This window comes from Curtobacterium sp. NPDC086286, assembly GCF_044746255.1.
Classification (GTDB): domain Bacteria; phylum Actinomycetota; class Actinomycetes; order Actinomycetales; family Microbacteriaceae; genus Curtobacterium.
In genome coordinates, this window is record NZ_JBIVBW010000005.1 from 249,548 (window position 1) to 262,004 (window position 12,457).

Below are 12,457 nucleotides of genomic sequence, written 5' to 3' on the forward strand. Positions count from 1 at the left end.
CGTCCGGGCTCAGGCGAGCGCCGCGCGCTCCTTGAGGGGCTCCCACCACGCGCGGTTGTCGCGGTACCACTGGACGACGTCGGCGAGACCCTGCTCGAACGGCACCTGCGGCTCGTAGCCGAGCTCCGCCTGGATCTTCGAGATGTCGACCGAGTAGCGGAGGTCGTGGCCGAGGCGGTCGGCGACGCGGTCGACGTACGACCAGTCCTTGCCGGTCGCGTCGAGCAGCAGCTGGGTGAGCTCCTTGTTGGTGAGCTCGGTGCCGCCGCCGATGTTGTAGATCTCGCCCGCGCGGCCCTTGGTGAGCACCAGCGCGATGCCACGGGTGTGGTCGTCGACGTGCAGCCAGTCGCGGATGTTGTTGCCCTCGCCGTAGAGCGGGACGTGCTTGTCGTCGATGAGGTTCGTGACGAAGAGCGGGATGACCTTCTCGGGGAAGTGGTACGGCCCGTAGTTGTTCGAGCAGCGCGTGATCGAGAGGTTCAGCCCGTGCGTGCGGTGGTAGCTGCGGGCGAGCAGGTCGCTGCCGGCCTTCGACGCCGAGTACGGCGAGTTCGGCTCGAGCGGACGCTCCTCGTCCCACGAGCCCTCGCTGATGGAGCCGTAGACCTCGTCGGTGGAGACGTGCACGAAGCGCTCGGTGCCGTGCCGGAGCGCGGCGTCGAGCAGACGCTGGGTGCCGACGACGTTCGTCTCGACGAAGATGCCGGAGTCGCGGACCGAGCGGTCGACGTGGGACTCGGCGGCGAAGTGCACGATGGCGTCGATGCCGGGGATGACCTCGTCGAGCTTGGCCGCGTCGCGGATGTCGCCCTGCACGAAGGTGTAGCGCGGCGAGTCCGCGACGGGGGCGAGGTTCTCGAGGTTGCCCGAGTAGGTCAGGGCGTCGTAGACGACGACCTCGGCGCCCTCGAGTCCGGGGTACGCGTCCTGCAGGGTGCGACGGACGAAGTTCGAGCCGATGAAGCCGGCTCCGCCGGTGACGAGGATCTTCACGAGGTCAGGTTCCTTTTCGGAGTCGGTGACGTTGGATCGATGGACGAGTGTAGCGGGGCGTCCCGGAGCACCAGGTTCCGGCGGGCCTCGACGAGCGCCCAGACCACCGCGACGGCGGCGAGGAGCAGCACCACGACGAAGCCGTACCGGCCGGCGGGCGTCAGGTTCACGAGTCGACCGAGACCGGCGACGGTGACCTGCAGGTGGGTGTTCTCGTAGAAGCCGCGGTAGGCGACCGTCAGGCCGTAGAGCCCGATCACGGGGAAGCCCCAGAGCGCGAAGGAACCGACACGGCCGCGCTCCGGTGCGCTCGTCACGAGGTTCCGCCACGCGATCGCGCTGACGGCGATGAGCGGGACGAGCCCGATGAACAGGTAGCGGCCCTGTGCGCCGGCGATGAGCTGCGTGTCGTCGTACGAGGAGAAGTTGTTCTGCAGCTGGATGACGAGCGTCAGCGCCGGTAGGACGAGCAGCACGATCGCCGTGGTGCGCTGCGCCGTGCGACGGAACGCCCACCCGACGATCACGGCGAGGGCGATGACGGTCAGGGAGTCCGTGAGGATCTGCGTCATCGGGTAGCGGAGCGCACCGAACTGCCCCCAGAACGACGAGGTGAGGCGATCCCACTCGACGTTCATGAACTCGCCGAAGTTGGCGCTCGTCTCGCGGCCCCACGGCTTGTCCTGGCGGACGGCGCTCACGCCGTCGGGCTGGAGCGTGCCGAAGAGGACCAGGTTGCGGATCCACCACCACGAGCCGGCCGCGGCGACGATCGCGCCGGCGACGGCGGTCCGGCCGATGCGGGCGCCCCACGACAGGGTCCCGTGGCCGGCGACGAGCAGGGCGATCGCGACGAACGGCACCGTCGGCAGCCCGGTGCCCTTCACCGAGCAGACCGCGGCGACGGCCACCCCGAGCCACACGGCGATGCGCCACCGGTGGTCGCCGGTGAGGGCCCGGGCGGCGAGCCACGAGATCACGGCACCGAGCACGATGACGGGCGCGTCGTTCGTGACGGACGAGCCGATCTGCGCCAGCTGCGGCACGGCGAACAGGGCGAGGACGCCCACGATCGCGGTGCGCGGGGAGCGGGTGACCCGCCGGACGGTCGCCCACGTCAGGAACGGCAGCGGGAGCAGCACCACGACGTCCATCAGGCGCAGGGCCATGACGCCGATGTCCCAGCGCAGGTGGAAGAACCCGATCGCCTTGAGCACGACCGCACCGACGCCGTAGTACGTCGGCGGGTGCTGCGACATCTGGTTGACGAAGTCGTGGTTGCCCGGGTTCTCCGCCGTGAGCTGCGCGACGGTCTCACGGTTCGCCGCGGCGACGTTCGTGGACTGCCCCTGCTCGACGTACGTCGTCTTGAGCAGGTCCATGTCACCCGGCGCCGGCCACCCCTTGCCGAGCGCGAGCTGTTCGGCGGCGTCGAAGTGCGCTGCCTCGTCCGGGGCCGCGAACATCGGCGTCAGGAAGGCCCACAGCGTGAGCAGCAGCGCGAACGCAGCCGTCAGTGCGATGACGGCGCGTCGTTCCCCCCGGGTCACCGGCAGTGCGGCGGTGACCTCAGTCGCCATAGCGCTGGAGTTTCTGCAGGTCGAGCTGTTCCTCGGCCAGCGTGCGGTTGAGCCGCGTGAGGTCGGCGACGACGCCGATCACGATGCTGAGCACCGCGGTGATGAGCAGGACCACCCCGAGGATGATCGACTGCAGGTGGTTGCCGCCGGTGTGCATCGCGAGGAGCACCAGGTACCGGACGAGCGGCCACGCCCCGAGCACGCCGAGGATCGCCGCGACCCAGAGGAAGAGCGCCATCGGGCGGTACATCAGGTACACGCGGGCGATCGCCGACCCGGACTGGAACATGTGCTGCCAGATGTTCTTGAACAGGCGGGACTCGCGCGTCTTCGGGTTCGTCGTGATCGGGATCGACGCGATCGCCAGGCGCTTGTACCCGGCCTGCACGATCGTCTCCATGCAGTAGCTGAAGCGCGTCACGATGTTCAGGCGGATGAGCGAGTACTTCGAGTACGCGCGGAACCCGCTCGCGGCGTCCGGCAGGTCGAGGCCCGCCGCGCGCGAGGCGACCCACGAGCCGAAGCGCTGCATGAGCTTCTTGAACCCGGAGAAGTGCTCGATCGTCCGGGTCTGCCGGTCGCCGATGACGATCTCGGCTTCCTTGCGGAGGATCGGCTGGACCAGCTCGGCGATGTGCGCCTGCGGGTACTGGTTGTCACCGTCGGTGTTCACGACGATGTCGGCACCGTGGAGCAGCGCATAGTCGACGCCGTCCCGGAACGACCGGGCGAGGCCCATGTTCGTGGTGTGGTGCACGAAGTGCCGGACACCGTGCTCCTTGGCGACCTCGACCGTGCGGTCGGTGCTGCCGTCGTTGATGACCAGGATCTCGATCTCGTCGATGCCGTCGATCTGCTTCGGGATCGAGTCGATGACGCTGGCGAGGGTGTTCTCCTCGTTGAGGCAGGGGATCTGGACGAATAGCTTCACGGGCTCGCTTGGTCTCGTTTCGGGAGTCGGCAGTGCGCAGAACCATGACAGCCTATGCGAACTCGCGCCTTGCTAGGCTTCCCCGGTGCAGATCCGCGAACTGAAGATCCCCGGCGCGTGGGAGTTCACGCCCGTCCAGCACGGCGACGCACGAGGAGCATTCCTCGAGGCGTACCGGGCCGACGTCCTCGAGGAGACGGTCGGCCACCCGCTCGACCTGCGGCAGGTGAACATGTCGATCTCGGCAGCCGGTGTCGCACGGGGCATCCACTACGCCCTCGTCGCGCCGAGCCAGGCGAAGTACGTCACCGCCGTCCGCGGGGCGTTCATCGACTACATCGTCGACATCCGCGTGGGCTCCCCGACGTTCGGGCAGTGGGACTCGGTCCGCATCGACGACGTCGACCGCAAGGCGGTGTACCTGTCCGAGGGGCTCGGCCACGCGATCGTCGCGCTCGAGGACCAGTCGACGGTGAACTACCTGGTCAGCGCGCACTACAACCCCGAGCGCGAGAAGGGGATCACGATCCTCGACCCGACCGTGGGGCTCACCCTGCCGGACGGGCTCGGCGAGCCGGTCCTCTCCGAGAAGGACACCAGCGCACCGACCCTCGAGCAGGCTGCCGCCGCAGGGCTGCTCCCCACCTACGAGGAGTGCTTGGCCTACACCGAGTCCCTCCGTACGACGAAGTAACGAAGCAAAGGACGCACCCGTGAAGGGCATCATCCTCGCCGGGGGTTCCGGCACCCGTCTCTGGCCGATCACCAAGGGCATCAGCAAGCAGCTCATGCCGATCTACGACAAGCCGATGGTCTACTACCCGCTGTCGACGCTGATGATGGCCGGCATCCGCGAGGTGCTGGTCATCACGACGCCCGAGTACAACGACCAGTTCCGCGCGCTCCTCGGCGACGGCTCGGCCCTCGGCATGGACATCCAGTACGCCGTGCAGCCGAGCCCGGACGGCCTCGCGCAGGCCTTCGTCATCGGCGAGGACTTCATCGGCGACGACAGCGTCGCGCTGGTCCTCGGCGACAACATCTTCCACGGCACGGGCCTCGGCACGAACCTCCGCAAGAACACCGAGGTCGAGGGTGCGACGATCTTCGCGTACCACGTGGCCGACCCGAAGGCGTACGGCGTCGTCGAGTTCGACGACAGCTTCACCGCGGTCTCCATCGAGGAGAAGCCGACCGAGCCGAAGTCGAACTACGCCGTCCCCGGCCTGTACTTCTACGACAACAAGGTCATCGAGATCGCGAAGACGATCGAGCCGAGCGCCCGCGGGGAGCTCGAGATCTCGACCGTGAACGAGCGCTACCTCGACGCCGGCGAGCTCGGCGTGCAGGTCCTCGACCGCGGCACGGCCTGGCTCGACACCGGCACGTTCGAGTCGATGATGCAGGCGTCCGAGTACGTCAAGGTGATCGAGGACCGTCAGGGCTTCAAGATCGGCTGCATCGAGGAGATCGCCTGGCGCAACGGCTGGATCGACGACGCACAGCTCGCCGACCTCGCCGCCCCGCTCGTCAAGGGCGGCTACGGCGTCTACCTCCAGCGGCTCCTCTCCGCCTAGTCACCCCCGTGGCGCCCGGCTCTGGTTGGTTCGGTCGACGCCGCCGTCGCGACGCGACGCCCTCCGGGCCCGATGCGGTCCAGGAGGCGCGACACCCGTCCGCGACGGCGGCGTCGCCCGTGCGGGTGGTCGGGTTCGACGGCCCGGCGCAGGTCCGGCAGACCGGCGTCACCGTGCTCCTCGTCAGCCGGTCCGACCGGCACGACCGGTTGCCCGCGATGGTCACCGCTGCCCGGACCGCCTTCGGTCCCGAGGTGGACGTCCGTGCCGTGGCCTACGTCGCGGATGCTTCCCCAGTCCTGCCGTCGCCCCGGGGTGTGCCGTGGGTGCGGCCGGACGCCGTCGACTGCATCGGATCGGCCGTGAACGCCGGGGTCGCCGGCGGGGTGCGCGGCGTGCTCGTCGTGGTGGACTCGACGGTGGGTGTCACCGACCAGGACCTCCAGGTGCTCGCCGAGGCCGGTGCGCGCGGTGTGGCGCAGGCCCGGGTATGGCTCGCCGACGGCTCCGCACGCCACGGGGCCCGGCTCCTCCGGCCCGGGGCGCTGCCCTGGAGCGACGACACCGCGTCGGTCGTGCCCGGCGACGACGGACTCCGGTCGACGATCCTCACCGCACGCGACACCGCAGCCGCTGCGACCGTCTTCGCCGCGGACCAACCCGCACTGGCGATGCCCGGACGTGCGCTGGTACCGGCACCGTGCCTCCCGGACGAACGCACCACGCTGTCGGCCTGGAGCCGCGCGGTCGCGGACCGCACCGATCGTGACGTCGCGCTCGTCTGGGCGCTCGAGCGCTCGGACGAGGCGGGGCGCACCGTCGACGCGGCGACCGTCGACGCCGTCTCGGGGTGGCGCGACCGCGCCGTCGACGGGACCGGCTCGGTGGTGGCCGGGCCGCCGGTGCCGCCGTGGGGCGCTCGGCCGGTGACACCCGTGGCCCCGACGGTGTCGGCCACCGAGCAGCTCGCGTGGTCGCTGAAGATCGCCGCGCCCGCCGGACCCGAGGGCGACGGCTGGGGCGACGTGCACTTCGCGGCCGAACTCGCCGCCGCGCTCGAGCGGCTCGGACAGCGGGTCCGCGTCGACCGCCGCGACGCCCACGTGCGGGACGACGACGGCGCGGACGACGTCACGCTCGTCGTGCGGGGGCTCGACCGGGTGCCGCCGAACCCGGCGTCCGTGAACCTGCTCTGGGTGATCAGCCACCCGGACGACGTCGCGGACACCGAACTGCGGTCGTTCGACCGGGCGTTCGCCGCGGGTCCGGCGTGGGCCGCCGCGGCGAGTGCGCGGTCGGGCGTGCCGGTCGGGACGCTGCTGCAGGCGACCGACCCGGCGGTGTTCCACCCGGGCGTGTCGTCGGGGCCGGACGCCGGCCGCGTCGTCTTCGTCGGCTCCACCCGCGGCGCCGCTCGCCCCGTCGTCGCGGACGCGGTCGCACTCGGTGCCGACCTGCGCGTGCACGGGCCCGGGTGGGAGGACGTCGTGCCGGAATCCTCCCTCGGGGCGCCGTCGTTGTCCCGCGCCGAGGTCGCGCGTGCCTACGCGTCCGCCCGTGTCGTGCTGAACGACCACTGGCCGGACATGGCCGCCGGGGGGTTCGTGTCGAACCGGGTGTTCGACGTCCTGGCCGCCGGGGGAGTCGTCGTGACCGACCCCGTCGTCGGGCTCGGCGAGGTGCTCGACGTGCCGACGCTGGCGGTGGCGGGGTCGCGGGAGGACCTCGCGGCGCTGCTCGACCCGGCGTACCCGTGGCCCGACGAAGCCTCGCGTGCCGAGGTGGCCGCGCGCATCGCCGCCGAGCACTCCTTCGATGCCCGTGCCCGCGTGCTGCTCGACGCCGCGCGCGCCGAGCGCGCGCGCCTGCGGCGCTGAGCGCGCCGCGGGCCGCGGCCGCCTGCGGCGCCGCGCCGCGGCTGCCGCCGCCGCGGCGTCGAACCACGTTCGCGACGTCGAACCAGGCCGCGCTCCTGGTTCGACGTCGGATTCGTGGTTCGACGCGGGCGCGGCTGCGCCGCCGCACAACCAAAGCCGCTCCGAACCGCGGGAAGGCGCGGCGCGCAGTGGTTTTGGTTTTGCGCTGCGCAGCGGCGCCGCGCGCTACTTGCGCGTCACCCAGCGCGCCCGGACGGCGAGCCCCACACGCAGCATCGCCCGCAGCGGCCACAGCCACCACGCCCGGTACTTCCGCGACAGGAACCGGTAGGCGCTCCGGTGGTGCTCGATCTCCATGCGGCGCCGGTTCGACGAGGTCGAGTGCGCCCCGGTGTGCGTGACCACGGCGGTCGGCACGTACACGTTCGCCCGCCCGGCGAGCCCCACGCGCTGCCCGAGGTCGACGTCCTCGAAGTACATGAAGTACGACTCGTCGAAGCCCCCGAGCTCGCGGAACAGCGACGTCCGGATGAGGAAGCACGCGCCGGACAGCCAGCCGGCCTCGCGCTCGACGACCTGGGTGGTGGACCAGTACCGCTGGCTCCAGGGGTTCGCCGGCCAGAAGCGCGAGAACGCCGCGTGGCCGAGGCCGGTCCGGAGCGACGGCAGCTGGCGCGCCGAGGGGTAGGTGTCGCCCTGCTCGTCGAGGATCCGCGGACCGAACGACCCGCCGGACGGCAGACGGTCCGCAGCCGCGACGAGCTCGTCGATCGAGCCCGGCGCGAGGACCACGTCGGGGTTCGTGACGAGCAGGAACTCCGGCCGGACGTCGGGGAGCACGTCGTCGAGCGCGCTGAGGGCCGCGTCGATCCCGCCGCCGTAGCCGCGGTTGCCCCCGGAGGACACCACGACGGCGCCGTACGACTCGCCGATCGCCCGCAGTGCGTCGAGGTCGGCCGAGCCGTTGTCCGCGATCACCACGGCCACGGGATCACTGGACGCCGCCTCGATGCTCGCGAGGAACGGCCGGATCGTCTCACCGGTGTTGTACGTGACGGTGAGTACCGCGACCCGGGTCATCGGACACCCCCGGAGCCGCCACGAGCGACGGCCGCGTACGCGTCGACGTGCACGGCGGCTGTGGCCACCCACGTGAACGAGGAGGCCCGGCGGAGTGCGGCGGCGCGGTGCGACGCGACGCGAGCGGGGTCGTCGAGCAGCGAGGCCATCGCCGCCCCCAGCGCGGAGGCTGACGGCTCGGTGTACACGGCGGCGTCACCCCCGACCTCCGGCAGCGACAGGCGCCTGGTGGTGAGCACGCAGGCGCCGGTCGCCATCGCCTCGACCACCGGCAGGCCGAAGCCCTCGCCGAGGGACGGGTACACGACGAACTCCGCGCCGCCGAGGAAGCCGGAGAGGTCCTCGAGCGGGAGGTACCCGGCCTCGATGACGTGGTCGGCGTCCTGGAGCGCGTCGAGCCGTGCGATCGCGGTCTCGTCCCAGCCGCGGGCACCGGAGAGCACCAGCCAGGGGGTATCCGACCCCGTGACCGCGCGGGCGTCGCGGACCGCGGCATAGGCGTCGAGCAGTGCGGTGACGTTCTTGCGCGGTTCGATCGTGCCGAGGAACGCGATCCAGGACGCGTCGTCGGGGAGGGTCGCGGCGATGCGGGCGTCCTCGACCTCGGCGGTGGACGGCTCGTGGAACACGGTCCGGTCGACCCCGAGCGGGGCGACCCGGACGTCCGCACGGATGCCGGACACCACGCGTGCGGCCTCGGTCGCGGTGGCGGCGCTCGGCACGATGACGACCGGACGGGTCCGGAGCGATCGGCGGCTCCACCAGGTGAAGAACGTGCGCTTCAGGCGGGAGTGCCACTCGGGGTTCGAGAAGAACGTGGCGTCGTGCAGCGTCACCACGGACCCACGGCGCCACGAGAACGGGAACGTGTAGTGCGGGGAGTGCAGCACCGCCGCGCCGATCCGCCGACCGAGTGCCGGCAGCCCGGTCTGCTCCCAGAGGAAGCGCAGCGGCACGGAGTCGGTCCACGCCGGTGCCGTGTGCAGCGTCACGTGCGGTGCGACGTCGCGGAAGTGCGCGGCGTGCTCGGGCCGGACGACGAGGTGCACGTCGAGCGACGGGTCGGTGAGGTGCGACGCGACCCCCTCGACGTAGCGTCCGACACCGCCGAGGTTGCGCGGTACCGCGGTCCCGTCGATGAGGACGGTGAGCTGCGGCACGCGAGGTTCCTTCCGGCCGGGGACGCCGCGGCCGGGACCGTCGACGGGGGAGTCCCCAGGATAGCCCGCTCCGCTCATGCGTCCGGGTCCACGGCGCTCCGCGGGACGGACGCGACCCGCGTCTCACGGAGCCGCCGCGCGAGGTGCGCGGGGAGGTGCCCCGTCACGTCGGCCAGCGCTGCCAGGACGAGCCGCGCCTCCCGTCGGGTGCGACCGGAACGCAGTCCGACCAGGCCGCGCGCGGTCGTCCGGACCGCAGCCCGCAGGACCGTCGGCCACGGCGCGTGCCACAGGGCGACGACCAGCCGGTTGCGGGCGTTGCGGAAGACGAACAGGTCGCTCTGCACGCCCGACGACGCCGAGTGGTCGTGCTCGACGACCGCGTCGGCCGCGTACTCGACGCGCCATCCGCGGCGACGGAGCCGCCAGGCGAGCTCGGTGTCCTCGTAGTACATGAACAGCGACTCGTCGAGGAGTCCGACGTCGTCGAGCGCGGCCTTCCGGAGCGCGGAGGCGCCGCCCGAGAACCCGAACACGTCGCGGTCCGCCGGCTGGTCTGCCGCGCCGAACCAGTCGCGGTCCATGCCGTTGCCGTCGCGGTCGACCCGCACGCCGGTCGAGTTGAGGCGGACCTCGCCGTCGGCGTCGGGCACCCACAGGTGGCCGGTGTGGTCGCGCAACGCCCGTCCGGCGGGGACCGGGGCACCGGCCTGGAGGCGCGACCAGCGCCCGGCGAGCACGATGCGGCCCGTCACGGCCGCCACGGCCGCAGGGGCGGCGTCGAGGTGGTCGCGGAGGGCCGCGACGAAGCCCGGAGCCGGCTCGGCGTCGTTGTTGAGGAGGACGACGACGTCGGCGTCCGCGTGCCGGATGCCCGTGTTCGCGCCCGCGGCGAACCCGCCGTTGGTGTCGCGGACCAGCACCGTCGCCTCGGGCAGCTCGCGGCGGAGCACGGCGACGGAGTCGTCCGACGACCCGTTGTCGACCACGATGACCTGGTCGGCCGCGCCGTCGTCGAGCACGGCGCGGGCGGCCCGGGTCGTGAGGTCCGCACGGTTCCAGTTGACGACGACGACCGCGGTGCGGGAGGCGCCGTCGGTGGGCGTCAGCCGAGCTCCTCGATGGAGGGCTTCGCGTAGACGCTGCCGACGGCGTCGCCGAACGACGGGACCTCGAACGAGTCGCACTCCGGCAGGTCGTGCAGGTGCCGCCCGGCGGAGTCCATCATCGACACGTTGATGAAGTACTTGCCGGTGCCGAAGTTCGTGTCCGTGATCCGGAGGCGGAGCTTCCGGCGCCCGTGCAGCGGCTGGAGCGTGACGCCCATGATGCCGGTGGTGGTGCCGTAGACGACCTGACCGGCGGTGTTGTTGATCTGGACGGCGGCCTCCCAGTCGGCGACGCCGTCGAGGTGCTCGAACTCCATGTCCACGACGAGGTCGTCACCGGGCGTGACGGGTGCGCGGTGCTCCTTGCCGTCGGCGTGCACGGTCGCCCCGAGGACCGTGCCGCGGCCCACGGCGACGTCGGCGCTGAGCTCGCCGGACCGGCGCTCCTCGAGCACGTCACGGAACTTGCTGACCGCCTGGACGGCGTCCCCGTCGTGCAGGACCTTGCCCTTGTTGAGCAGCACGACCCGGTCGCACATCTCCTGCACCTGGCTGAGCGAGTGCGTGACGATGATGATCGTCTTGCCCTGCTCCTGGAACGAGCGGATGCGGTCGAGGCACTTGCGCTGGAACGCCTCGTCGCCGACGGCGAGGACCTCGTCGACGAGCAGCACGTCGGGGTCGGTGTGCACGGCCACGGCGAACGCGAGTCGCACGTACATGCCGGAGCTGTAGAACTTCACCTGGGTGTCGATGAAGTCGCCGATGCCGGAGAACGCGAGGATGTCGTCGAACCGCGCCTCGGTCTCCTTGCGGCTCAGACCGAGCAGCGCCGCGTTGAGGTAGACGTTCTCGCGGCCGGACAGGTCCGGGTGGAAGCCGGCGCCGAGCTCGAGCAGCGCGGCCAGCCGCCCCCGGCGCGAGACGGTGCCGGACGTCGGCTGGATGATGCCGCCGATGGCCTTGAGCAGCGTCGACTTGCCGGAGCCGTTCTGGCCGATGAGGCCGACGGTGGTCCCGGCCTGGATCGACACGGTGACGTCGTCGAGCGCCCAGAAGTCCTGGCGGTGCTTGCGACCGGCGCGGCCGAGCGTGACGATCCGCTCGCGGATGGTGTTGTCCTTGCGGACGGTGAAGCGCTTCCGGACGTGGTCGATGACGATGACGTCGGGGCGCTCGTCGCCGCGCTGCTGGGCGGTGGGTGCGACGGGGGTGCTGATGGCCATGGGTCTAGAGCTCCTGCGCGAAGTTGCCCTGCAGGCGCGAGAACACGCGCTGGGCGCCGATGAGGCAGAACAGGCCGATGACGAACGCGATGCCGAGTCGGAGCATGAGGTGGTCGGGGTAGACGACCTTCGCCGGGTCGTGCAGCCAGATGGCGTTCTGCATGCCGAGGACGGACAGCGTGAGGGGGTTGTTCGTGTACACCGCGAGGATCCAGTCGACCTTCAGCCGCTGGACGACCATCGAGTACGAGTAGACGATGGGGGACGCCCAGAGCAGGACCATGAGGCCCACGTCGATGAGGAACTGCACGTCGCGCAGGTAGACGTTGAGGGCCGCGAGCACGAGCCCGATCGCGGCGCCGTACACGAGGATGACGAGCAGCGAGGGGATCAGGTAGACGAGTCCCTCGTGCCAGGGGAACACCCCGATGACGAGGGTCGCGGCGATGAGGATGGCGAACTGGATGACGTAGTTCACGAGCGCGGCACCGACGCTCGCGAGCGGGAAGACCTCGCGCGGGACGTAGACCTTCTTGATGAGCCCGCTGTTGCCCACGATCGAGCTGGTGGAACCCGCGACGATCTCGCTGAAGAGCGTGTAGGCGCTCAGGCCGGTGAAGACGTAGATCGCGAAGTTGTCGATGCCCTTGGCCGCGCCGAGGATCTGCCCCATCACGAAGTAGTAGATGAGGAGCTGGGTCAGCGGGCGCACCAGCGTCCACACGAACCCGAGCGCCGAGTCCTTGTACCGCGCCTTGAGGTCGCGGCGCACGAGCATGCCGAGCATCTCGCGCTGCCGGAAGACGTCGCGCAGTTCTCGCCAGGTTCCTCGGATGGCACTCGTCGGAGCGCCGACCACGACCAGGGGCTCCTTCGCGAGCGCGGCCATGCGGGCTTGATCGACCATGTGTCTCTTCGTTC

11 protein-coding genes are annotated in these 12,457 nt (G+C 71.1%); 3 read left to right on the plus strand and 8 right to left on the minus strand.

The features are described 5' to 3' along the window. Positions 1-9: 9 nt before the first annotated feature. Genes rfbB through ACIPKM_RS11340 form a run of 3 tightly spaced genes read right to left on the minus strand, consistent with a single transcriptional unit; the run spans position 10 to position 3,507 of the window. Positions 10-996 carry a dTDP-glucose 4,6-dehydratase gene (gene rfbB, locus ACIPKM_RS11330; protein WP_070418472.1) on the minus strand — a complete coding sequence of 329 codons (987 nt, stop codon included), beginning with the start codon at positions 994-996 and terminating at the stop codon, positions 10-12. Continuing rightward, the gene (locus ACIPKM_RS11335; protein ID WP_402736748.1) at positions 993-2,576 is read right to left on the minus strand and encodes a DUF2142 domain-containing protein; all 1,584 of its coding nucleotides are present in this window, start codon (positions 2,574-2,576) and stop codon (positions 993-995) included. The genes rfbB and ACIPKM_RS11335 overlap by 4 nt, the downstream gene beginning before the upstream one ends. Beyond that, positions 2,566-3,507, minus strand: a complete 942-nt coding sequence (locus tag ACIPKM_RS11340; RefSeq protein ID WP_402736749.1) for a glycosyltransferase family 2 protein — start codon at positions 3,505-3,507, stop codon at positions 2,566-2,568. The genes ACIPKM_RS11335 and ACIPKM_RS11340 overlap by 11 nt, the downstream gene beginning before the upstream one ends. An 85-nt stretch (positions 3,508-3,592) precedes the next feature. On the opposite strand from ACIPKM_RS11340, the gene ACIPKM_RS11345 reads away from it, so the two are divergent. The 3 genes from ACIPKM_RS11345 to ACIPKM_RS11355 all read left to right on the plus strand — a co-directional run bounded on the left by ACIPKM_RS11345 (position 3,593) and on the right by ACIPKM_RS11355 (position 6,961). Then, a complete protein-coding gene (locus ACIPKM_RS11345; RefSeq protein WP_070418475.1) occupies positions 3,593-4,201 on the plus strand; it encodes a dTDP-4-dehydrorhamnose 3,5-epimerase family protein in 609 nt (202 codons plus the stop codon). Between the two features lie 19 nt (positions 4,202-4,220). Next, on the plus strand, positions 4,221-5,084 hold the full coding sequence (gene rfbA / locus ACIPKM_RS11350) for a glucose-1-phosphate thymidylyltransferase RfbA (RefSeq protein ID WP_071295765.1): 864 nt from the start codon (positions 4,221-4,223) through the stop codon (positions 5,082-5,084). A gap of 125 nt (positions 5,085-5,209) precedes the next feature. Beyond that, positions 5,210-6,961: a glycosyltransferase gene (locus ACIPKM_RS11355; protein WP_402736750.1), complete on the plus strand. Its 1,752-nt coding sequence runs from the start codon at positions 5,210-5,212 to the stop codon at positions 6,959-6,961. Positions 6,962-7,186: 225 nt separating this feature from the next. Here ACIPKM_RS11355 and ACIPKM_RS11360 read toward each other — a convergent pair whose 3' ends face one another. From ACIPKM_RS11360 to ACIPKM_RS11380, 5 genes are all read right to left on the minus strand, one after another. Continuing rightward, on the minus strand, positions 7,187-8,041 hold the full coding sequence (locus ACIPKM_RS11360) for a glycosyltransferase family 2 protein (protein WP_071295763.1): 855 nt from the start codon (positions 8,039-8,041) through the stop codon (positions 7,187-7,189). Then, positions 8,038-9,201 carry a glycosyltransferase family 4 protein gene (locus ACIPKM_RS11365; protein ID WP_402736751.1) on the minus strand — a complete coding sequence of 388 codons (1,164 nt, stop codon included), beginning with the start codon at positions 9,199-9,201 and terminating at the stop codon, positions 8,038-8,040. The genes ACIPKM_RS11360 and ACIPKM_RS11365 overlap by 4 nt, the downstream gene beginning before the upstream one ends. A gap of 74 nt (positions 9,202-9,275) precedes the next feature. Further along, positions 9,276-10,388, minus strand: a complete 1,113-nt coding sequence (locus tag ACIPKM_RS11370) for a glycosyltransferase family 2 protein (protein WP_402736752.1) — start codon at positions 10,386-10,388, stop codon at positions 9,276-9,278. Next, positions 10,307-11,536: an ABC transporter ATP-binding protein gene (locus tag ACIPKM_RS11375; RefSeq protein ID WP_071295760.1), complete on the minus strand. Its 1,230-nt coding sequence runs from the start codon at positions 11,534-11,536 to the stop codon at positions 10,307-10,309. Before ACIPKM_RS11375 ends, ACIPKM_RS11370 begins: the two co-directional genes overlap by 82 nt. Positions 11,537-11,540: 4 nt before the next feature. After that, entirely contained in the window at positions 11,541-12,443 is a 903-nt protein-coding gene (locus ACIPKM_RS11380; protein ID WP_070418482.1) for an ABC transporter permease, read from the minus strand. Positions 12,444-12,457 lie beyond the last annotated feature (14 nt).